The organism is Cyanobacterium sp. Dongsha4, from assembly GCF_036345015.1.
Classification (GTDB): domain Bacteria; phylum Cyanobacteriota; class Cyanobacteriia; order Cyanobacteriales; family Cyanobacteriaceae; genus PCC-10605.
Genome location: NZ_CP084098.1, coordinates 2,480,664 through 2,501,622, shown reverse-complemented (window position 1 = coordinate 2,501,622; position 20,959 = coordinate 2,480,664). Strand labels below are relative to the sequence as shown.

The window sequence follows — 20,959 nt, the reverse complement described above, 5'->3', positions numbered from 1 at the left end:
TTTTGATTTAACCTAACACTTAACACTTTTTTTAGCAATAATTGGTAATACTAATTCCCAATTCCTAATTCCTAATTATTGATTGCTTGGCGTAAATTACCGTTATTTTGAGCTAATAAAGTTTCGGCTTCTGCTTTACTTGTATTAGTCCAGTACATTAATAATGCTAATTTTACCTTAGATCCACTCGCCGATAACAAGTTTTGAGCTTTTTCTCTATCCAAACCTGTCAAATCAGAGATAATTCTCAATGCTCTGTCTTCTAATTTACTATTGGTAACGGAAACATCTATCATGCGATTACCGTAAACTTTGCCCAATTGCACCATTACTCCTGTAGAGATAATATTTAATGCCATTTTTGTTACTGTACCTGCTTTTAGACGGGTTGAACCTGCTAAAATTTCAGCTCCCGTGAGCAAACGAATATCAATGTCTGCTGGTATGGATACTTGTTCTTTTGGTACACAACTTATGGCAACTGCGATCGCACCTCTTTTTTTTGCTTCTTGTAATGCTCCATGAACATAGGGGGTTGTACCTCCAGCCGTGATACCGATTACCACATCAAGGTTGCCGATATTATGGTCAATCATGGCTTTTGCCCCGTCTTCTTGTCTATCTTCGAGGGCTTCGGAACTTTTTACTAATGCTTCTTTTCCTCCTGCGAGAATGCCCTGTACCATGGTGGGAGGAGTGCAAAACGTGGGGGGACACTCAGCCGCATCTAAAACACCCAATCTTCCACTCGTACCTGCCCCTATGTAAAATAATCGTCCTCCCTTGCCTAATTGTTGGGCGGTGATTTCGATAGTTTGGGCAATTTCTTGACGAGAAGATGCGATCGCATCTAGGGTTTTTTGGTCTTCTTGATTAAATAAGTCAACAATTTCAAGGGGAGAAAGTTGATCTAAATTAACACTAGCTTGGTTGATTTGTTCTGTTAAAAGATGTCCTCGGTTCATTAAAAAAATTAGGAAATAAGAATTTGTAGGATAATTAGTATGTGAAACCTATTTTAAGTCAACACGCACCAACAAACCGACAGTTTTCTCACCAAGTTTTCGGTTGAAATTCTGAACCATTAACAATCACCACATTTTCTCCTGATTGGGTTAAGACAAATAATCCCTGACGATAAGCGTATTTATCTGCCCCTTCTTCGATTTCAATTCCTGCTACTGCTCCATATACTTGTTTTTGACTATATTCAGGGAAAAATTCTTTAAATTCCTGTAAATCCCTGATTAATTCTTTCACATTATCCACCCCTAAACTACTTTTTACCTCTACCACTAAAACATGATCCTCATTTGTCACCAAAACATCAATTTCTAAAACTCTACCATCGAGCTTTTTTTTCACCCTTTGACTTACTTGATGTACAGGAATACCCCGATTTAAAAATATCGTCTCACAAGCAGGAGCAACCATATTTTCCACAAAACGCCCCCATTTTCCCCCTAAATTGCCTATTTCTTTACTCAGTCTTGCAATTTGGCGATCAGTTTCTTGCATGCGGCGCTCAGTTTCTTTTTGAGCTTGTGCTAATTCCGCTAGAATTTTCCATACATCATCGGCTGTGGTTGTCATAACGATACTATTTACTTTTAATCATTATCTCTATAAATCATTATAGATTTCATCCGAAATATAGGTCACTAAAGACGATGGATAAAAAAGCTAAATGTAGAATGTGAGTTATAATAAGCCCTCAAGTTGACGACGAATTCTCTCTAATTCAAAAGCAGACATTTGGGCTTCGGAGGAGACATCGTCAGGATAATCAGCACTTTCTTTCCAGTCAGTATCTTCAACATTAATTTCTGGTGGAATTTCTAACATTCCTTCTGTCACTAATTTCCACTCGTATCCTGCCCCTGTACAAAATTCCTCTATTTCTTCGCTATCAATAGATTCAACTGTCGGACTATAAAAGTCTTGAGCTTCCAACAGTAGGGCATAGCGAGTGGCATCATCTTCTGATTCAAACATTAACACCATATCTTTGTTCCCGATTTGTAGAGTATGGATGCCTTCATTATCCGTACCGACATTATAAAGAAGAACGTAAATTTTCATATATTAATTAGTCATTAAAAATTAAGATTATGATTTTAAACCGAACACCTAACACCGAAAATCAGGGGATTACTGACAACGAGAAGTAGTATTAAGAATCAACACAATTTCATCGATCGCACGTACTAAAGCAGTACCAGATTGGCGAGAGTCATTGGCAAGGATACTAAAAATTAAAGTACCATATTCTCGATGATCCAAATAACCAGATAAAGCTCGAACCCCAGTTAAAGTACCAGTTTTAGCATGGACAATTCCTTGTACAGGGGTTTGCTTCATACGATTACGCAAAGTGCCACTCATCCCCGCAGTGGGTAAGGAAGCGAAAAATAAATCTCGTTGAGGACTAGAATACATAACTCGCAAAGTGTCAACTAAAATTCTAGGAGTGGCGAGATTACGACGAGATAAACCAGAACCATCGGCAAAGTGAAAACCATTAGGATTAATGCCCATATTAGCTAAAATTTGTTTAGCTGTTGCACCACCCCCAATGCGTTTAAGTAAAGTATCTGCATAATAATTATTACTTCTCAAGTTAGTTACCTCAACCCACTCTTTGAGGGATTTATTGGCACTAATATTTGTTTCAGGGGATAATCTTTGTAGAGCCGCCGCAGTGGTCAAAATTTTCATGTTAGAGGCAGGAATAAAACCTCGATCGGCATTATAATGATAAAGCACTTCTCCGTCAGATAGTCTTTCAACCAAAATCCCCCAACCACCACCATAACGTTTAATTACTTCTTCAATGGCAGGAGCGAGAAAAGCATTACAAGTCCCCATGGGTTGAGACTGTTGTGGAGGTGGTACTGGTATTAAAATTGATTGGGGAGTGATAGAAGTTGGAGCAGATTGAGGTATCGGTTCAAAGTTATTCAATTCTGGTAATATAGTCTGGGCAGAAACCGAACCCGTTGTTGCTACAGTGAGAATAGAAAACCAATTAAGAAGATGTCGCTTTTTCGGCATAAGATTTTATTGAAAAATTAAACGCAGATTTTCAGTATTTTAACAATATCTTTATATTTGAGTAGAAAAGAATGAGTCAGGATCAAACCAATAATCAAATAGTCAAAACTAAAAAAACAGTTTATCATCTTGTCAACTCTTTTGTGGTAAAGCCCATTTTTGGTACTTATTTTCGGGGAAAAGTGACAGGTAAAGAAAAAGTACCCCTTGAGGGTAAATTAATTGTTGTCAGTAATCATGCAAGTGTTTTTGATCCTCCTTTACTTTCTGCCGGGATTCCTCGCCCTGTTTCTTACATGGCAAAACAAGAGTTGTTCACAGAGGGATTTTTTGGTAATCTAATTAAAAGTCTTGGAGCTTATCCTGTCAATAGGGAAGGATTCGATCGCAGAGCCATTCGTCAAGCAGTTTCCCGATTAGAAGAAGGATGGGCAACGGGGATTTTTATAGAAGGCACACGCACCCCAGATGGTAAAATCCACGATCCAAAATTAGGGGCCGCCCTCATCGCCGCTAAAGCCCAAGCCCCATTACTACCTGTTGCCTTATGTGGGACAGAAAAAATAGTGGTCAAAGGTAAAAAACTACCCAAGTCAGTGAAAGTCCATATTAAAATCGGCGATATTATTCCCCCTCCAACCTCTGGAAAAAAGGAAGATTTAGAAAATGTTACCGCCCAATGTGCTTCAGCAATTAATCAATTAGTGAGTAATGAATAACTGATAATTGAAAACTGATAATTACAAACTCCGAACCCCTAACCCCGAAAAGGTTTTGCTAAATTTAAACCTTGATGGCCAATGGTGTGAGATGATAGATAAGTATATAGTTTAATAAGATCAAGATAAAAAAGGAAATTTGTCAATGGCTAGAATTGAATTTGCACAAGGTGTTGTAGAAGAATCTATTCCTGATGTTAGAATGACTCGTTCCCGTGATGGTAGTAATGGCACTGCAACTTTTCGCTTTGAAAGCACTAAAATTCTCGATAGTGGTAATACTCAAGAAGTAACGGGGATGTACTTAATTGATGAAGAAGGAGAGTTAGTCACTCGTGAGGTAAAATGTAAATTCGTGAATGGTGAACCAACTGCGATCGAAGCTATCTACGTTATAAAAAACCCTGAAGAGTGGGATCGTTTTATGCGTTTTATGGAACGTTACGCTCAAGAGAATGGTCTTGGTTTCACTAAATCATAATTCCATTAGGACATAAGAGTTCGGTTGATTATGGTAATCATGCCGACTCCCTTGACACCATCGACAGAAAAAACTATTTTGGTATCAATAACAAAGATTTCGCAGGGGAAGAATTGGAGTTATCTGAAAAATTGGTGATTAAAAAGATAGGTATAGTCAAAGTTGTTAAAGCAATCAATGTACCTAAAATCTCCACAGATACTTGCTTAATACCTTTTTTCTTCCTCGACGGTTCGCCAGCTTCCATAAATAGATTGATAAATTTAACGTTAATTAAATATTATTGTTTTAGATTGTTAGTAATAACTATGATAGCAATGATTTTCAAGATAACTGTAATTAAGAAGACGATCTTAACTTTTACTTTACGTTAACTTTAATTATATTTAGCACAAGGAGAAAAGTTAATAAGGGCAAGGGGCAAAAAGCAAAGAAAAAACGTCAAAGGTCAAAGGGCAAGGGGCAAGGGGCAAAGTTAAAAGAGCAAAGGGCAAAGGTAAATAGTTGATGATAACTTCTAACTCTTAACTCCTAACTCCGAACCCCGAACTCCTAACCCCGAACTCCTAACCCCCCATCCCCCTAACACCAACCAAATTAATGATTACTACTCAATAGTTCGCCAATCCCCCGAAGGAATAAACGCCGCCCAAAAAACAGGATGATGGTATTTTTCGCTCTTTAACATTTCTAATTGTACGTTGCGCAGTGCTTCTGATCTTCCCTCCCCGTGAGTAAGTCTTTGATAGTATTTAATCATTAAATCTTTTGTGCCTTCATCATAAACATCCCATAAACTCATTAATTGACTTTCTGCCCCTGCCAAGACAAAAGCCCTTCTTAATCCATAAACCCCATCCCCATTTTTTACGTCTCCTACTCCCGTTTGACAGGCAGATAAAACCACTAATTTTGTTCCCCATAAATATAGGCTAGAAGCATCTAACGCCGTCAATGCACCACTCATTTGATTTCCTTGAGGATTAAATCCCGTTAAGGCTAAACCCGATCGCAACAATGGATTTTCGCTTGTAATAATATTTGCTTCAAGATTGTTTTGGGTATCAGATAAAGTGGGAGGAGGAGAATTTTTAACATCGGGTAAAAAGAAGCCATGGGTGGCTAAGTGTAAGATTTTAGGTGCTTTTATCCCCGTGATATTAGTAATTAAAGCATCCTTTTCCGTATAGACTAATGGCTGAGATAGTAAAGGGATAATTGCTTCGGCTTCCGCTTTTGTACCAGACAAAGCAGTACAGCACCATTGTAAAGCGTCTAAGTCTCCTCCCCGCAAATTTGCTCCCCGACTCATTGCCATAAAATTTGCATCGTTATTAATTTTCAAGTCGTAGGTAGGATTAGCTACGATAATAGCTTGGGATTGAGATTGAAATTGAGTTTTGAGTCTGAGCAAGTCTCGCCCACTGGTAAGATAACTAATGGAATAGTCTTCTACTAAATATTTACCTTGATTATCTTGTAAAGCGGCAAAAGGAATTAAGTTGAGTTGACTATCAGGAGAAACTAAGAGAGTTTTTTTGTTATTTAGTAAGGGTAAAAGTGGCTCAAAAATTAGCTTATAGAGTTGCTGTGCATATTTGTTTAGATTATCTAAATCATTAGTATCACCGTAAGCTAAATTACCACGAAAATGCTCTACTAATTGATCAATAATTTCTGTTTCACCTAAATCAATACCCTGAGATTTACCATTATGATCTAAAACATAGACTCCATAACGTGGTTTTTCCCAAGTTTCTGTTTTTGGCTCAAAAGGATAGTAAACAATATACTCTATTAAAACTGTATTTTCAGGTATTTGTTGAGCAATAGTCGAAAGGGTTATTTCTTCATTCAGTGTCCGAAATTCCGCACTGTTATTGGATAAATCTGTTTCTAGTTGACGGATATTTTGCTCTAAACTAGCAATTAATTCACTATAGAGAGTAGGAGACATTTTCCCCACTCCTTGTAAGGTTAAAGAGGCGAGTTGACTTCTTTTTTCGGCTAAGGTGTTAAAGATTTTTTCTGTTTCCCGATTGCTATTTTGCCGTAGAGTAGAAACGATATTACTCATCGCATCTAATACTCTTCCTTTTCTGCGTAGAATTGTAGTTAATGCTAAATCTGTGGCTTTTTGATTCTCTGGTGCATAGTTTAGATGTAGAGAAACAGTCCAATTTGTCGTACCGTAAAGGGTATTAATATAGGCTTGTTTTCTTAATTCATCACCACTACTGTTAAGAAATTCAGCAAGGTTAAATTCTTCTACGTTTGCACCTTGGGTAAGATAATCTAAGGTAGAATCTAATTTATCTGTTGCCCAGTAAACCATTGCCAAGTTGTTGAGATAGGTGGCATTGTCGGGATGATTTTCGCCAAAAACTTTTTCTTGAATCGTTATGGCTTGTTTGTAGAGAGGTTCAGCAGATTGATAGTTACCCTGATTATAATAAAGCAAGGCTAGGTTATTGAGAGATTGAGCAACATCTGGATGATTTTCGCCTAATATTTCTTTTCTAATGGCTAAAGATTTTTGATAAAAAGGTATAGCAGTTTCGTACTTTCCTTGAACACGGTACAATTCTCCTAAGTTATTAAATGAGGTGGCTGTAAAAGGATGTTTTTCACCTAATACCTCTTGATTGATTTGTAGGGCTTGTTGATATAATTCTTCGGCGGTTTGATAGTCTCCTAAACTGTAGTAAAGTAGTGCCAAATTATTGAGAGATTGGGCGGTATCAGGATGTTTCTCTCCTAAGACTTTTAAACGAATGGTAAGGCTTTCTTGATAGAGGGGTTGGGCAGATTCGTAATTGCCTTGAATACGATATAATTCCCCCAAATTGTTAAGACTGGTGGCGGTGTTGGGGTGGTTTTCTCCTAATACTTCTTTTTGAATTGCGATCGCATCTTGATATAATGATTCTGCTTCTTGATGATTACCTTTACTATGATAAAGCAATGCTAAATTGTTGAGAGATAAGGCTACATCGGGATGCTTTGCCCCTAGAATTTGTTGACGAATAGCTAATGTTTCTTTAAATAAAGGCTCGGCGGCGCTATAATTACCTTGATAATAGTACAATAATCCCAAATTATTTAAACTGGTAGCGGTTTCAGGATGGTTATTTCCTAATACTTCTCGATAAATTGCGATCGCTTCTTTATAGAGGGCTTCAGACCTTGGATAATCTCCCCTATTCTCCGCCAATAAAGCCATATTATTGAGGGTTTGGGCAACGTCAGGACTTTTTTGACCTGAAACTTGTTTCCTTACGGTTAATGCCCTTTCATAGAAATTTTGGGCTTTTTGATAATCTCCTTGATACTGATAAAGTAGCCCCAGATTATTCATCGCTGTTGCGGTGTCGGGATGATTTTCCCCCAAAACCAAAAAGTAAACCTGTAAAGCCTCCTCATACAAAGGTTGTGCCGCTTCGTAATTACCCTGATTTTGATAGAGTAAAGCTAAATTATTAAGGGTGGTGGCAGTAGCAATATCCTTTTCTCCTAAAACTTCCCTTTGAATTGCTAATACTTCTTGATAAATTTTTTCTGCTTCCCGATACTTACCTTGATAGTAATATAAACCTGCTAAAGTATTTAAAGAAGAAGCTGTGCCGGGGTGCTTATTTCCTACTACCTCCCGATAAATACTCAAAGCCTGTTGATAGTAGTCTTCTGCTTTTTTATAGTCTCCTATTTCTCGATACAGAGTGCCTAAGTTATTAATAGCTTCTGCAGTGTCGGGGTGCTTTTCTCCAACTAATTCTTTGGCTAAAACAATGATTTTTTCAGCGATGGGGATTGCTTCTTGGTATTTTCCTTGTTGATATAAACTGAATAACTGCTCATATAATTTTTCTGCTTCTGTATATTTTTCATTATCAGAATTTTGCACGATTATATTTTGAGAAACAGCTATTGCTTTGAGGGGAAAAATATTAATATAAAAATCAATTACTCCCAGAGACAATAAAAATAAGAGTGTTTTTAGTAAATGAGTCATTTTTTTCTATATAGCAATCCTAAATCATTTGTAAAAAATAAAAGCGTGATAATAAACCTTTCCTAAAACCCGACGATGAGACTAAATACATTGATTTATAAGCACTTTTATCCTGACTCGGTGATTTCTACTACCATAATAATCTTCACAACTCAAATAGGATCGCTATATTAAATTATTTATACTGGTAGAGGTTATAATCTGGTATTACATAAAAACTGTTGCCTATTGCCTATTGCCTATTGCCTACCTTCTCCTAACTCAACTTATGCCCTTCCAGAGTATATATTATTGACGATTTATTCTTTATGATCACCAATTTTTTTTCTGCCCTACAATTAGAGTTTATGCAAAACGCCATTATGGCTGGTTTTTTGGTAAGTATTGCCTGTGGTATTATTGGTACTTTTGTTGTAGTTAATCGCATTGTGTTTATTAGCGGTGGTATAGCCCACTCTGCTTATGGTGGCATCGGTTTGGGTTACTTTTTTGGCTTTAATCCTATTATAGGTGCGATCGCATTTTCTCTATTATCTGGTTTTGGGATGGCAATAGTAGAGAGAAATACTGGAGAAAGAAAAGATACTATTATTGGCACAATGTGGGCAATGGGCATGAGTATCGGCATTATTTTTATAGATTTAACGAAAGGATATAAAGCCAATTTGATGAGTTATTTATTTGGCAGTATTTTGGCTGTGCCGAAACAGGATTTATGGATTATGTTAATACTAGATGTAGTAATTATTACGATGGTATGTCTTTTTTATAAAGAATTATTAGCTATTTCTTTTGACCCTATGTTTGCCACTACTCGTAATCTTCCTGTTAATTCATTATACTTGATGTTAGTAGGTGCGATCGCACTCACTATTGTTATGGTAATGCAAGTTGTCGGCTTAATTATGATTATTGCCCTGTTAACTATTCCCGCCGCCGTTGCCAATCAATATGTTCAAGAAATGAAACAAATGATGATTTTAAGTAGTATTTTAGGAGTTATTTTTATATTATTAGGCTTATCTCTTTCTTTTATTTTTAATTTAACTTCTGGAGCTACTATTATTATGGTTGCAGGATGTGTCTATTTTCTCAGCTTAATTATTAAGCAATGGCAACTAAAATCTAACTATACTCGATGAGAGAATAAAGGTCTGATTTAGAATAGAAATATTGATTATCCCCATAACTGCTGAAAAATCAAAATGGATTCTGCTAATTTATTGCGTCAACAACAGCTAGATTTTTATTCTCGCCTCGAAAAAAATAAATTATCTCTCAATGAGCAAAATTATGATTTTAAAGAGTTAGTAATGGTAGGGCAAAATATCATTGAAGAAATAACCTTAGAGTCTATACAAATAGCAGAAGATATTATTCGTCAATATGACTTTAATTATCCTCGTAAACAAATTTTAAACACTATTTTTTACCGTCAATTACTAGAAAATGCTTTTCTATCTCATTATGGATATTTATTATCTTTAGAAACTCCAAATCCAGAAAATATAAATTTTTGCTCTCAAGGCGTAACTCAGCATAATTTTTTATTAAAGAAGAATAATAATATCAAGATTTTACTAAAGGCTTATCATGGTGATTTTGATAATATTCAATTGAATTTAACTGATGTAGAATTTGAAGAAAATGATGTATTTGTTTTTTGTGTATGCCCTGATAATTTAGAAGACTATCAATCTGAATTTCCCATATTATTTCTAGGTTTTATCCCTAAGAAGTTTATTCAAGAAAATATGTCTGAGGACTATTATTTAGCTATTAATTTATCCGTTAAAGATTTGCTATATATTGGTGGATTTGGGGATTATTTTACCTATTTTATCAATGCTATTAATAACTTATTTTCAGAATTGAAAGTTTACCTTAAAAAAGGAGAATATAACAAGGTTATAGATATAATAAATAAGGGAAATAATAAAAATTTGCCCTCCGAAAAACTGTATTTATTAAAGGGAATATGTTATTATCGCTTAGGACAAAATCGAAATGCCATCAGTAATTTTCTTAAAATAGTTGAAATTAATCAAGAATCCTATTTAAGTTATCATTGGTTAGGAAAAATTTATTATGATTTAGGTGATTATGGTCGTGCTTTGAGTAACTATAACTCAGAAATTAAAATATGTGGTCTTAATTTTTTTGCTTACTTTAACCGAGCATTAGTGCATTGTAAATTAAATAATTTAGTACAGGCTTTAGATGATTATAATGTGGCAGTAAAAATCAATCAAAGTTTTTTTCAAACATTTTATAATCGAGGTATTATTTACTATAAATTAGGGGATAAATATGCCGCTATTGATAATTATTTACAAGCTCTTAAAATTAATCCCGATTTAGCTTCTGCTCATTTTAATTTAGCTATTCTTTATCAGGAATTAAGTAATTACAAACAGGCGATCGCATCTTATCAAGAAGCAATAAAAATTAATCCTAATCATATAAATGCGTACTATAACCTAGCCATTTTAGAGGCAAATTTAGGACTTTATAAACGTTCAATAGAAACCTATGAAAAAATATTAGCCATTGAACCAAATTTTATTCCTGCTATTTATAATCATAAATCTTTAGTTTTACTCCTCAAAAAAGAAGGACATATTATTCTTTCTGAAAATGAACAATCATCCCATATTGCCCATGCTGTAGCAGATATAATTAATGTTTCTTACGAAGAAAAAGTAAATAATTCATCCCCACAAAATTTTGCTAATAATTCATCAAATATTGATAATAGTTCCTTTGATTTTTTGGCTATAGATTAGTTATCGATAAACAGGTAAAGTAAAACGAAAACAACTCCCCTGATTACCATTATTATCTACCCAAATTTGACCATAGTGAGCATTAATTATTTGCCGACATAAACTTAAACCTATACCGTATCCTTCTTCGTTTCTATCTCTTTTTAAGCGGAAATGTCCTTCAAATATTTTTTGTTTTTTTGCCGTGGGAATACCCGGACCTAAATCCATAACACTTACCTGTATTTTTTGGGTAGTTTTATGAATAATTGAGAGAGTAATGGGTACATTTTCAGGGCTATATTTGATAGCATTTTCCAATAGATTAATAATAACTTGTCTGATAAGTTTTGGATCTGCATAAACTGAAGGTAAATCTTGAGGAATTTCTTTAATAATATACTGTTTTTTTTCTGACAATTTATTGTGTAAATTATTTACAATTTCTTCTGTTACACTTACCAAATTTACTCTTACTGGGGCAACGGTTAATTGACTGCAAATATCTTTAGAAGCGGCAAGTAAATCATTAATCATTTTATTCATAATCAAAAATTGATTTTTTGCCTGTTGAAATAACTTTTGATATAGAGAATGATTGGGCTTTATGTCTTTTTTATTTTGAACTAATTCGATAGTCTCCACTGCAATGGAAGCGGCAGTTAATGGACTTCTTAAGTCATGGGCTAACATTGCTAACATTTGATCCTTAAATTGTACTTGTTGTTTGAGATTATCTACTTCTTGTTTTAAATGGAAAATTTCATCTCTTAAACGAATTAACTCCGAAGAAGGAAGACAGGTTTGTAAAAGAGAATCTCGCTCACTAGAATCATGAAAAACATCCCGATTTTCTCTTAAAGATGTTTGCCATTTGTACCAATATTTTTTTAATTTTGCTGTTAAATTTGTTCCTGCTAAAGTTTGCTGAGGGGGAGGATTTACCTTTACTAAAGCAGGAGTTGCAACCAATTTAAAATGTTCTACTAGGTGGGGATATTCACTAATTTCTAATACTTGTAAATGAAAATTATAATCTTGGCTTAAACCGTTTAAATATTCTTTGATTTGCTCTATATTTTTTTGAGAACTATGGCGATTATCAACAAACAATAATAATTGTAAAATGTCTGGATTTAGATTGGAGGTATAAGAGAAAAATTCTGACATATTTTTTGTTATAATCATAGTGAAATAAATGCCTAGTTGTTAGAGAACAACAATCGCCTTTTCCGAAACTTTAGTACCAATATTAATAAAATATAAAATATCCCCAATTACTATCTTACATTAGTGTCTGATTTTACAGTAGAATCTAAAGGCAGTGTTTAAAGATTAGGGTGATCAATGGATTTATCTTTGGATTTTAGTACTTATACCTTATGGTCAGTATATGGCACGATCGCATTTTTGTTATTAGCGATTTTAGGATTTATTTTTCAATGGGGTTTTCGCTTCCGTTTTGTAGGGGTGACAGGATTTATGGCAGTTTTAACTGTAGGCTTATTTGCTTTAAGTTTGGGTTTATTTGAGCGTGTGGAAATACCTAATGCTCTCAGATATAATTTAGTCTATGATACTGGTACTAATCAAGCAGTTATTGCCGTTGAGGAAGAGATTACAGAAACTGAATTAAAAGCTACTTTACAACAAGCTGCGATCGATTTATTCTCTTATGGTAGAACCGCAAGTAATGGAGATGATCAATTAACTATTAGGGCAAGAGTGCAGATTCACAAGGAAAATACTACTTATCCTCTATATTTAGGACAAATTAGACGCTCTTTAATTACAAGAGAGGATGACAACCCAGAAATTACAATATTTCAAGATAGCTTACGTAAAAGACAATCTCTCATTAACCTGAGTTAGGCAGATAAATTTTCATCATAGTTGGGTTTTAGGTTTTAGGCTTTGGGTTGATTTTTCTTTGCTCAGATTTTATTTATTTTTATTCAAAATTTTTCATTAAATTAAATTTTTGGGTATGTTGCCCCTTGTTTATCGAAGAATAAAACCTTAAATTAATAGATAAGTTAGCTCGGTAATTTGCTGTTACCATTGTGGCTCTTTCTTTTTGTATTTTAGGCATCATTTTTAATTATTTATAAACTATATTCACAGGAGAATTCAATGAGAGAGCAACTAATTACCGTTTTAGATTTTTTTGGTTTAGCTTGTTGGTTAGAAATTACGACTAATCATCCCGAATGTATTTATTATTTTGGACCTTTTTTAAACCAAAGAGAAGCCCAATCTTATACCCAAGGTTATATTGAGGATTTAAAAGAAGAAAATGCCATCGGAATAATAGCTAAATTTAGGCGTTGTAAACCTAAAACTTTGACTATTTTCGATGAAGATATATCCTATTCTAAATCTGTTAGTGTTGTCTGAGATTAAATCTTATAACTATTTCTTTTATTCTTAGAGGGAAAAGAAAAACCAAATTAAGCATACATGATTTTAATTTAAAGTTAATTGCTATTAGTAATTCAAAATTTTTGAGCATTAACTCTTATTATAATTAGCGGGGTGATAATGTGAGTATTTCAAAAAAATTCTTGCTCGTTGCCTGTTGACTACATTTTCCTAGATCAAGTTATGATTTCTCTGAATATAATTGATTAAGATCAACTTTTTCAACATCGTAGCTACCGAGAATTTTTACAGTTTTTGTAACTTTTTCTAACTCTTTTAAGGCTTCTTGAATGGGTTTTCCGTCACTATCTCCCTGTAAATCAAGGAAAAAAAGATATTCTCCTAAACAACGCTTAGTAGGGCGAGACTCTATCTTTGTCAAATTAATTTGTTTCTGGGCAAAAATTTCTAATGGCTTTACCAACACCCCCGGAATATTGGCTTCAAAAGCAAAACCAACTGACACATGATTTCCTCTTGTTTTTCCGATGCGATCGACAACCCAAAAACGAGTACAATTATCAGGATAATCGTTAATATTTCTGGCTTTTATTGGTAAATCATACAATTGTGCCGCACGAGAAGAAGAAATAGCCCCTGCCGTAGGCTCTTGATTTAGGTGATGTAAAGCCTCTGTTGTGGAATTAGTAGGAATTAAACGGGCTTGAGAAAGATTTTTTTCTAACCATTTCTGACATTGTGCTAATGCTTGAGGGTGAGAATATATTGTTTTAATCCCCTTTAAAGAACGACCACGAGAAAGCAAGTTATGTATAATTGGAATAGTCAAACCTTTACGAATATATAAACCATCCAATTGCCATAAAGTATCGAGGGTAATAGCTACAGTGCCTTCAATAGAATTTTCTATTGGCACTACTGCTATATCTGCTTTTCCCTGTGCTAGAGTATGCAAAGTTTGAGAAATACTAGGTATAGGAATTAACTCAGATTCAATGTTATGAATTTCTTTGAGGAGTCGAGAATAGTAAAGTGTCGCTACTTCTGAGTATGTACCTTCTGGCCCTAAATAGGCAATAATTTTTGTCATATTATCTTATCTCGTCGGAAATGATGCCTTCTGCCGATATTTATCTTATCAAAGCAGAAGCAGGATGAATCAAGGTTTCTTCTATTTTTCACCGATTTCATCCCTCTTCCAGAGTTTATCCTAGTTTGTACCAGAAAATACCACTGCAGGAAACTTCTCTTGAGCTTGAAACATGGTAGTTTTTCCAGCGTTTTCCTGCCAAAAATTAATTACTTCTGTTGCTTGGTTTAATAGTTCAATTTTCTCAGTTTCAGTAATCCAAGTTTTTGTGTCTAATTCATCTTTTAATTCTTGCCAAGCATCGGTACGAGGCCAGAAATAATAAGGTGTTAAAGGGCTGATACCTTTACTAATAACATAATCTACAGCTAAGGCAACATTTTTATCTAACCAAACTACCTTTAGCACGAAACGACCGTCAATGTTTGTTTCTAATTGATTTTCTATAGTGGTTTCCAATTAAACCTCCGAATAAAACTACTTAAATACAAATAATATTTATACAAATTAACATTATACCCTAAATACAGACCAATATCTTTAAAATATCAAAAAGGAATAGGACAAAGTTGAAAGGGCAAGGGGCAAAGTTAAAAGGGCAAGGGGCAAAGGTAAATAGTTGATAATTAAGAATTAAAAACCCCGAACTCTTTTAGTTATAGCTATGATTTAAACTAACTCACGAGAGGTTAGCTTTTCAATATTGGCTTGAGTTTGATATAACAAGTTATCACGACTATCTTTTACTTGGTCAATTTGGGGTAAAAGATTACGAGATTGCAGACTCATGTGTATTTGTAAATGAGCTACATAATCACTCACATCCTCTTTTTTGTGTTGATGAAAGGCAGATGACGGTAAGTTCATAGGATGATAAAAATTTTATATATAGCCTGTTTGTTTAGCTCAGAATTTATCATTTTTTTTCTGAACAGTCAAGATTATTCGGTGGTATTAGAATTATTATTACTGATTTTTAATATTTCTTAATAGCTTTTGTAAGGCTTTTTTTGAGGAAGCTAGTTATTAATGATCAATTTTTGTTCTAGCCGTTGAACTGTAACCACATCTGTTAGGTTATATTGCAAGGGTGTAATAGTGATATAGTTATCCTTATTTGCTTGAACATCGGTGGGTAAATCTGGAGGTAAGTAAATATGTTCGGGTTGTTCAATTTCTTCGACTACTTCCCCTGCTAACCAATAATAACTTTTTCCTCTGGGGTCAAATCTTTGGTGAAAATTCTCTGTATAGCGTCTTATACCCTGACGGGTGATTTTTACTCCTTTGATTTCTGGTTCAGAAATGGGGGGAATATTTACGTTTAATAAAGTTGCTTCTGGTAAAGGATTTTCCGTTAATTGTTGAATTAGCTTTAGGGCGTAATTGGCGGCGGGTTGAAATTCTTTGATGGTAAAACTGGCTAAACTAAAAGCTATGCTTGTAATTCCTTCCATTGTGCCTTCCATGGCGGCAGAGACAGTACCCGAATATAAGACATCTGTTCCCAAATTAGGACCTTCATTAATTCCCGAAAGAACAAAATCGGGGGGGTTATCTTTCAAAATGGCACTTAATGCTAATTTTACACAGTCTGATGGTGTACCAGAACAAGACCATGCTGTTACTTTTTCGTGAAAAATTCCTTCAATTATATCTGCACGAATAGGTTGATGGAGCGTTAAACCATGACCTGTAGCTGATCTTTCTCTGTCTGGTGCTACAACTGTCACCTCATGATCACAAGATGCGATCGCATTTGCTAATGTTCTAATTCCCTTGGCAAAAATACCATCATCATTACTAATTAATATACGCATTTTTTGAGTAATAAATTAAAAGGTTATAAAGTTAAATTGAAAGTGAAATTAAGAAAGAGATTATCAAGAAGAATTATTAATTGGTAATTAGTTAACATCTTGCAAATTTCTGCCAAAAGGAAATAAGGCAATTGGAATCAACTTAAAATGTTGTTGAGCAAAAGGAATACCAATAATAGTAATAGCTAAAATTAAACCATGAACAAGATGAGAAAGAGCGATTTCCCAACCAAATAAAACTACCCAAATAACATTAAAAATCATGGTCAAAAGATTACTAGAATCTTCAGCAACGACATTAATTTTACCAAAAGGAGTTAAAGTAGCTATGCCAATTTTTATAGTTTGTAAACCGAAAGGGATGCCGATAATTGTTAAACAAAGACTTAAGCCACCAATGATATAGCCTAATCCACTCACAAAACCGCCAAAGATTAACCAAATAATATTGCCAAGTAGAGCCATAATAATCCCCTAATTTTTCATGAAGATTCTCGATTTTTGAATTTTATCACATCCCAATTTTTGTTTTTATTTATAGTTGAGTCCATATTTTTTCATATTCTGCAAAAAACTGACTTTCAAGAGGCTCAATAAATTCACTTTTTGCTAAAACTTCGGGAGATATTAAGGGTATTTGACGATTAATTTCCGAAAAACTTGTCTCTACAGGAGAAATTCCACTACTAAATAAACTAATTTGCCGTGCAGATTTTGATTGCCAACAAAAATCAATCCAATTATAAATTTTTTCCAACTCTGATGATTGACTGCGAGGTTTTACCCATATATCTGCCCATAGAGAAGTACCAGAAATAGGAATTACTGCTTTAATGTTATGGTATCTTTCTATTAAGGGAATTATATCCGTTGACCATCCCACCGCTAACCATGTATCACCTAAAATTAGAGGTTGTAAATAGTTACGAGAGTCATAAAATTTTACTTGTTGATTGAGAGTTTGTAATTCTTGTAATAGGTTAGTAATTTGCTTAAGATTCTTTGTATTGTAAGAATAACCTAGTTTTTTTAACACTAAGCCAATAACTTCCCTTGGTTGATTAAGAAGGGAAAAACGATGTTTTATTTCTGGTTTCCATAAATCTCCCCAATCTTGAGGTTGCCATCCTAAGTTTTGAAATTTATCTTCTCGGTAGGCAATCATGGTATATCCCCAACGGTAAGGTGCGCCCCAGATTTGATCTTGATTATCTAATTTGCCCTGATTGTTTCTTGTCACTAATTTTTGGAATAGGGGAGATAATTTAGACCAATTTTCTAATATTTTTAAGTCTAGGGGATCTATCAATTCATTTTCAATGGCAAATGGTAGCCAATAGTTACCTAAAGTAGTTAAATCTTGTTTTTTGATTTCCGTTTGATTATTGCCGATGATTGATAATTGGTGAGTGGATTTTTGAAAATTATTATTAAGGTTATTAATTGTTTTATTAATTGTCTTTTCTTGCTGAGTCAATAGAGACTGATAAAGTTTTTCTAGGGTGGATTCTGGTTTTAGCTTGACAATACCTAATTTTGCTGATTCTTGTTTGATATTTGTAATTAATTGGTTAGGGAGTGAACCTTCTAAAATGGCAATGGATAAATCAGAGGCACTTTCACAACCAGATAAAACGCTAGAGAGGGCAACGCTACCACTACCTAATAAAAATAAGCGACGACTAAGCATAAAAATTTGATCTTGATTTCACCGATAGGGGAATCTACTTTCAACTTGTTTTTTATTGTATTTCTTAAAGTATTTTTTTATGTTTTTACTTTTACAATGGTTAACAAGATACTGTTGATAAATCTTAAATTAATCAGGAATACTGAGGATAATTTTATAACAGACTTTAGCATAGAAAGAAGAAAAGATAAACTATTTTCCTTAATTTTACGAGATATTCTATTTATGACTGATAAACAACAAGATTTGAAGAAAATTCACAAGAGAATTAGCCAAATATACTTAATGATGAAACAATTAGCCGAACACGTCGGATGGCAGGGAATAGATAATTCTAATATGAGTTTAGATAATGATTTAATGAATCTAACTTCTCAACAAATGGATCTTTTAAATCAATCTTCTTCTGATTCTTTTCAAGCCTCTAAGTTTAATGGTAGAGAAAATTTTTCTTCCGAGCATCACCAGTTATTAAATAATCATAAAGATATTTTGGTGGATGATAATTCTTTGCAGACTTCTTTTTCTAATTCTTACTCTTCTGTTTCTGACAATATCAATATATCTTATGAAGAGCAGGTTAATCGTTTAACTGCCCAGTTAACCGCCGCTTATTACCGTATTGCCTGTTTGGAGGAACAATTATTGGCATTCCGTCATGATTTGGCTCATAGAGATGATGATTTTTATCGTTTACAGTAAAATTGTAACTCAGGCTAAATGCCTGAAATTTATTGAAATTAGCTAGATTTAAAACCGAATAATAATCTTTTCTATGGCTGATAATAATTCTTCTTTTGTCATACCTAATAAATGAGATGCGATCGCACTTCCTCCTGCTCCCACTCCCTCTTTGACAAAACCTTGCTCATAAACTTGCAAACTGGGAAAACGGGAATTACTAAAATTCAATTGTGTTGCACAAACAGATACATCCCCGATTAATTGAGCTAATCCGACGGTGTCTCCCGTGGAGTCTTCCACTACCCACCGAGTTGTACCAACTATAATATTGTCTAAACAGGTTTCCAGGTTATAGTAACGATTTAGGGCTTTGATTAGAGCATAGATAGCTAACATTTGTGTGCCTCCTGCCAACATTACTCCCACTGTTTTACTAGCAGAAAGAGCGATCGCACTTACTACTATTTGCATGGGATCACCCACGGCGGCGATAATTTCTAAAGGATCATTAAAATTATAATTACTATTTTTTAATCCTCGGCTGACAATCTCCCATTTTTGTTGATGATTACATATAGGATGGCTACTGTTAACTTTATCTTGAGCTTCAATACCTAAAGCAGTTAACACCGCTAAAGCTGTAGTTGTACCTCCCACTACGCACTCACTTAGAATTAAATAGCTATCTTCTGCTTGTTGAGCAAGGATTTTTCCCCATTGTAATCCTTCTTGATAGAGATGTTTGACAGTATCTAGGGGTAAGGCTTTTCCCGTGGAAACACAATTAGCACTTTTTCCTCCTAAGTCAATATTGGCAACGGAGGGAGATTGAAGTAACCCTGCATTGAATATAATTACAGGTAGATTAAATTTTTCTACCACTGCACGACTAATAAAAGTAGGAGAGATTCCTACATCTAAGGGGGGTAAAGGAAAAATTGATTTTGTTTGAACACCTTTTACCAAAAACTCTGCATCAGCTAAGGCAGTGTAGCGGCGAGAGTCAACGGTTGCCCCTGCGGTGGAAATGCCCTCAATTAAAGCTGTATTTGTAAACCCTAATGTGCAAGTGAAAAGAGGAAGACAATTAATATATTTGCTTAACCATCTCTTTCCCTGTTCTAATTGAGTATAGATTTTTATATCATTTTTAAAAAGCATCATTAAAAATTAAGAATTGGCAGTTAGTAATTAGCAATTAGAAACAAAGACTAGATTAATTAAAATTATGAGTAGATCAATATTAACAGGATTTGGCTTTTTTTCAGGAGTTTTTTATCCTTTTTTAGCACTTAAAATTATTTGGCAAAATAAAACTTTATGGCAATATTTAATTATTCCTATTTTGATCAATATTTTGGTCGGGATTACTTCCTATATTTTATTACTCAATCCTAGTTTAAATTTTTATGATAATTTTACTAATAATCTCATTCTCAGAGTTGATCAATTAATTGATAATCTTCCTCAATGGCTAGATTTTCTTACTTATATCATAGGTGCGATCGCATCTTTTTTAAAAGGAATAATTATCGTAATTTTATTGATTTTAGTTGGTTTTATTATTTTACAATTTGGGGGTATTTTGGGTTCTCCTTTTTATGGAAAGTTGTCGGAAAAGGTAGAAATTTTGAAAAAAGGTAATTTAGATCTAATTGAAATTAATATTGTTAAAGAAATTTTTAGGGCTATTTTATTTGAATTAAAAAAACTATTATTCATTATCGTTTTTAGTATTCCTTTATTTTTACTAAATTTTATTCCAGCTTTTGGTAATTTAATCTCATTAATCGGGGGATTATCTATCACCATAACGATTATTTGTTTAGATTTTTTTGATGCTACCCTAGAAAGAAAAAGACTATCTTTTCGAGAAAAACTGAAATTTGTTTGGGGAGGTTTTCCTCTTACTACTGGTTTTGGTTTGATTTGTTTAGCTTTAATAAGTATTCCTTTGGTTAACTTAATTGCTATTCCTATTTGTGTTTCAGCAGGTACTTTATTAATTTGTGAGTATAATACATTACGGAATAATCGCAATATAAAACCTCATGAAGAAAATAATACTATTGCATAATCAACTTAGTTTTCACATGAAACCTATTGCCATGTCTCTAATCTCTATGTTTAATTAACACAAACCCTAACATCCCAATCCCCTAGCACCTGCAATCTGAAGCCTGAAACCTACTCTTATCCGATATTCTGAAACCAAACTAAAGTTAATAAATTCCTCAATCTGTTTCTTAAGAGTTATAATCA

Annotated in this window: 22 protein-coding genes; 8 read left to right on the top strand and 14 right to left on the bottom strand. The window is 33.9% G+C overall.

Annotation, left to right across the window (positions count from 1 at the left end):
* Positions 1-71: 71 nt before the first annotated feature.
* From murQ to Dongsha4_RS10945, 4 genes are all read right to left on the bottom strand, one after another.
* The gene (gene murQ / locus Dongsha4_RS10960; protein ID WP_330202430.1) at positions 72-965 is read right to left on the bottom strand and encodes an N-acetylmuramic acid 6-phosphate etherase; all 894 of its coding nucleotides are present in this window, start codon (positions 963-965) and stop codon (positions 72-74) included.
* 88 nt (positions 966-1,053) lie between these two features.
* Complete coding sequence (locus Dongsha4_RS10955; protein ID WP_330202429.1) at positions 1,054-1,593, bottom strand: DUF3782 domain-containing protein; 540 nt, start codon at positions 1,591-1,593, stop codon at positions 1,054-1,056.
* Positions 1,594-1,701: 108 nt separating this feature from the next.
* A complete protein-coding gene (locus Dongsha4_RS10950; protein WP_330202428.1) occupies positions 1,702-2,082 on the bottom strand; it encodes a DUF3110 domain-containing protein in 381 nt (126 codons plus the stop codon).
* 69 nt (positions 2,083-2,151) lie between these two features.
* Complete coding sequence (locus Dongsha4_RS10945) at positions 2,152-3,054, bottom strand: D-alanyl-D-alanine carboxypeptidase (RefSeq protein WP_330202427.1); 903 nt, start codon at positions 3,052-3,054, stop codon at positions 2,152-2,154.
* A gap of 71 nt (positions 3,055-3,125) precedes the next feature.
* On the opposite strand from Dongsha4_RS10945, the gene Dongsha4_RS10940 reads away from it, so the two are divergent.
* Both Dongsha4_RS10940 and psb28 read left to right on the top strand, forming a co-directional pair.
* On the top strand, positions 3,126-3,773 hold the full coding sequence (locus Dongsha4_RS10940) for a lysophospholipid acyltransferase family protein (RefSeq protein WP_330202426.1): 648 nt from the start codon (positions 3,126-3,128) through the stop codon (positions 3,771-3,773).
* 145 nt (positions 3,774-3,918) lie between these two features.
* Positions 3,919-4,254 carry a photosystem II reaction center protein Psb28 gene (psb28, locus tag Dongsha4_RS10935; RefSeq protein ID WP_330202425.1) on the top strand — a complete coding sequence of 112 codons (336 nt, stop codon included), beginning with the start codon at positions 3,919-3,921 and terminating at the stop codon, positions 4,252-4,254.
* Between the two features lie 73 nt (positions 4,255-4,327).
* Here the strand turns inward: psb28 and Dongsha4_RS10930 are convergent, their stop codons facing one another.
* The gene (locus Dongsha4_RS10930; protein ID WP_330202424.1) at positions 4,328-4,501 is read right to left on the bottom strand and encodes a hypothetical protein; all 174 of its coding nucleotides are present in this window, start codon (positions 4,499-4,501) and stop codon (positions 4,328-4,330) included.
* Between the two features lie 360 nt (positions 4,502-4,861).
* Positions 4,862-8,266 carry a CHAT domain-containing tetratricopeptide repeat protein gene (locus Dongsha4_RS10925; RefSeq protein WP_330202423.1) on the bottom strand — a complete coding sequence of 1,135 codons (3,405 nt, stop codon included), beginning with the start codon at positions 8,264-8,266 and terminating at the stop codon, positions 4,862-4,864.
* A 308-nt stretch (positions 8,267-8,574) separates the two neighbouring features.
* On the opposite strand from Dongsha4_RS10925, the gene Dongsha4_RS10920 reads away from it, so the two are divergent.
* Both Dongsha4_RS10920 and Dongsha4_RS10915 read left to right on the top strand, forming a co-directional pair.
* Positions 8,575-9,408, top strand: a complete 834-nt coding sequence (locus Dongsha4_RS10920; RefSeq protein ID WP_330202422.1) for a metal ABC transporter permease — start codon at positions 8,575-8,577, stop codon at positions 9,406-9,408.
* Between the two features lie 63 nt (positions 9,409-9,471).
* Entirely contained in the window at positions 9,472-11,052 is a 1,581-nt protein-coding gene (locus Dongsha4_RS10915; RefSeq protein ID WP_330202421.1) for a tetratricopeptide repeat protein, read from the top strand.
* Here Dongsha4_RS10915 and Dongsha4_RS10910 read toward each other — a convergent pair whose 3' ends face one another.
* Positions 11,053-12,201: a histidine kinase gene (locus Dongsha4_RS10910; protein WP_330205423.1), complete on the bottom strand. Its 1,149-nt coding sequence runs from the start codon at positions 12,199-12,201 to the stop codon at positions 11,053-11,055. It lies immediately after the preceding gene.
* A 177-nt stretch (positions 12,202-12,378) separates the two neighbouring features.
* On the opposite strand from Dongsha4_RS10910, the gene Dongsha4_RS10905 reads away from it, so the two are divergent.
* Together Dongsha4_RS10905 and Dongsha4_RS10900 are read left to right on the top strand one after the other, a co-directional pair.
* Positions 12,379-12,903, top strand: coding sequence for a Ycf51 family protein (locus Dongsha4_RS10905; protein ID WP_330202420.1), 525 nt, complete (start codon positions 12,379-12,381; stop codon positions 12,901-12,903).
* 261 nt (positions 12,904-13,164) lie between these two features.
* Positions 13,165-13,428: a DUF1816 domain-containing protein gene (locus Dongsha4_RS10900; RefSeq protein ID WP_330202419.1), complete on the top strand. Its 264-nt coding sequence runs from the start codon at positions 13,165-13,167 to the stop codon at positions 13,426-13,428.
* A gap of 205 nt (positions 13,429-13,633) precedes the next feature.
* On the opposite strand, the gene pheA is transcribed toward Dongsha4_RS10900, so the two are convergent.
* The 6 genes from pheA to Dongsha4_RS10870 all read right to left on the bottom strand — a co-directional run bounded on the left by pheA (position 13,634) and on the right by Dongsha4_RS10870 (position 18,013).
* Positions 13,634-14,503: a prephenate dehydratase gene (pheA, locus tag Dongsha4_RS10895; RefSeq protein ID WP_330202418.1), complete on the bottom strand. Its 870-nt coding sequence runs from the start codon at positions 14,501-14,503 to the stop codon at positions 13,634-13,636.
* 120 nt (positions 14,504-14,623) lie between these two features.
* Positions 14,624-14,962 carry a 30S ribosomal protein PSRP-3 gene (locus tag Dongsha4_RS10890; RefSeq protein ID WP_155083415.1) on the bottom strand — a complete coding sequence of 113 codons (339 nt, stop codon included), beginning with the start codon at positions 14,960-14,962 and terminating at the stop codon, positions 14,624-14,626.
* A 210-nt stretch (positions 14,963-15,172) separates the two neighbouring features.
* Positions 15,173-15,370, bottom strand: coding sequence for a hypothetical protein (locus tag Dongsha4_RS10885; RefSeq protein WP_324281977.1), 198 nt, complete (start codon positions 15,368-15,370; stop codon positions 15,173-15,175).
* Between the two features lie 152 nt (positions 15,371-15,522).
* Complete coding sequence (surE, locus tag Dongsha4_RS10880; protein ID WP_330202417.1) at positions 15,523-16,323, bottom strand: 5'/3'-nucleotidase SurE; 801 nt, start codon at positions 16,321-16,323, stop codon at positions 15,523-15,525.
* Between the two features lie 87 nt (positions 16,324-16,410).
* Positions 16,411-16,788, bottom strand: a complete 378-nt coding sequence (locus tag Dongsha4_RS10875; RefSeq protein ID WP_330202416.1) for a YccF domain-containing protein — start codon at positions 16,786-16,788, stop codon at positions 16,411-16,413.
* 70 nt (positions 16,789-16,858) lie between these two features.
* A complete protein-coding gene (locus Dongsha4_RS10870; protein WP_330202415.1) occupies positions 16,859-18,013 on the bottom strand; it encodes an extracellular solute-binding protein in 1,155 nt (384 codons plus the stop codon).
* Positions 18,014-18,238: 225 nt separating this feature from the next.
* On the opposite strand from Dongsha4_RS10870, the gene Dongsha4_RS10865 reads away from it, so the two are divergent.
* Complete coding sequence (locus Dongsha4_RS10865; protein ID WP_330202414.1) at positions 18,239-18,715, top strand: hypothetical protein; 477 nt, start codon at positions 18,239-18,241, stop codon at positions 18,713-18,715.
* 48 nt (positions 18,716-18,763) lie between these two features.
* Here Dongsha4_RS10865 and cobT read toward each other — a convergent pair whose 3' ends face one another.
* Complete coding sequence (gene cobT / locus Dongsha4_RS10860; protein ID WP_330202413.1) at positions 18,764-19,861, bottom strand: nicotinate mononucleotide-dependent phosphoribosyltransferase CobT; 1,098 nt, start codon at positions 19,859-19,861, stop codon at positions 18,764-18,766.
* Between the two features lie 64 nt (positions 19,862-19,925).
* Here cobT and Dongsha4_RS10855 point away from each other — a divergent pair, with 64 nt between their 5' ends.
* On the top strand, positions 19,926-20,774 hold the full coding sequence (locus Dongsha4_RS10855) for an EI24 domain-containing protein (RefSeq protein WP_330202412.1): 849 nt from the start codon (positions 19,926-19,928) through the stop codon (positions 20,772-20,774).
* Positions 20,775-20,959: the final 185 nt, after the last annotated feature.

Bases quoted from the DNA above. Each gene is read 5' to 3' on its own strand.
- Dongsha4_RS10885 (WP_324281977.1), bottom strand. From the start codon at position 15,370: ATGAACTTACCGTCATCTGCCTTTCATCAACACAAAAAAGAGGATGTG.
- Dongsha4_RS10940 (WP_330202426.1), top strand. From the start codon at position 3,126: ATGAGTCAGGATCAAACCAATAATCAAATAGTCAAAACTAAAAAAACA.
- Dongsha4_RS10865 (WP_330202414.1), top strand. From the start codon at position 18,239: ATGACTGATAAACAACAAGATTTGAAGAAAATTCACAAGAGAATTAGC.
- Dongsha4_RS10870 (WP_330202415.1), bottom strand. From the start codon at position 18,013: ATGCTTAGTCGTCGCTTATTTTTATTAGGTAGTGGTAGCGTTGCCCTC.
- Dongsha4_RS10855 (WP_330202412.1), top strand. From the start codon at position 19,926: ATGAGTAGATCAATATTAACAGGATTTGGCTTTTTTTCAGGAGTTTTT.
- murQ (WP_330202430.1), bottom strand. From the start codon at position 965: ATGAACCGAGGACATCTTTTAACAGAACAAATCAACCAAGCTAGTGTT.
- Dongsha4_RS10950 (WP_330202428.1), bottom strand. From the start codon at position 2,082: ATGAAAATTTACGTTCTTCTTTATAATGTCGGTACGGATAATGAAGGC.
- Dongsha4_RS10945 (WP_330202427.1), bottom strand. From the start codon at position 3,054: ATGCCGAAAAAGCGACATCTTCTTAATTGGTTTTCTATTCTCACTGTA.
- psb28 (WP_330202425.1), top strand. From the start codon at position 3,919: ATGGCTAGAATTGAATTTGCACAAGGTGTTGTAGAAGAATCTATTCCT.
- Dongsha4_RS10905 (WP_330202420.1), top strand. From the start codon at position 12,379: ATGGATTTATCTTTGGATTTTAGTACTTATACCTTATGGTCAGTATAT.
- pheA (WP_330202418.1), bottom strand. From the start codon at position 14,503: ATGACAAAAATTATTGCCTATTTAGGGCCAGAAGGTACATACTCAGAA.
- Dongsha4_RS10915 (WP_330202421.1), top strand. From the start codon at position 9,472: ATGGATTCTGCTAATTTATTGCGTCAACAACAGCTAGATTTTTATTCT.
- Dongsha4_RS10910 (WP_330205423.1), bottom strand. From the start codon at position 12,201: ATGTCAGAATTTTTCTCTTATACCTCCAATCTAAATCCAGACATTTTA.
- Dongsha4_RS10920 (WP_330202422.1), top strand. From the start codon at position 8,575: ATGATCACCAATTTTTTTTCTGCCCTACAATTAGAGTTTATGCAAAAC.
- surE (WP_330202417.1), bottom strand. From the start codon at position 16,323: ATGCGTATATTAATTAGTAATGATGATGGTATTTTTGCCAAGGGAATT.
- Dongsha4_RS10930 (WP_330202424.1), bottom strand. From the start codon at position 4,501: ATGGAAGCTGGCGAACCGTCGAGGAAGAAAAAAGGTATTAAGCAAGTA.
- Dongsha4_RS10900 (WP_330202419.1), top strand. From the start codon at position 13,165: ATGAGAGAGCAACTAATTACCGTTTTAGATTTTTTTGGTTTAGCTTGT.
- Dongsha4_RS10875 (WP_330202416.1), bottom strand. From the start codon at position 16,788: ATGGCTCTACTTGGCAATATTATTTGGTTAATCTTTGGCGGTTTTGTG.
- Dongsha4_RS10955 (WP_330202429.1), bottom strand. From the start codon at position 1,593: ATGACAACCACAGCCGATGATGTATGGAAAATTCTAGCGGAATTAGCA.
- cobT (WP_330202413.1), bottom strand. From the start codon at position 19,861: ATGATGCTTTTTAAAAATGATATAAAAATCTATACTCAATTAGAACAG.
- Dongsha4_RS10925 (WP_330202423.1), bottom strand. From the start codon at position 8,266: ATGACTCATTTACTAAAAACACTCTTATTTTTATTGTCTCTGGGAGTA.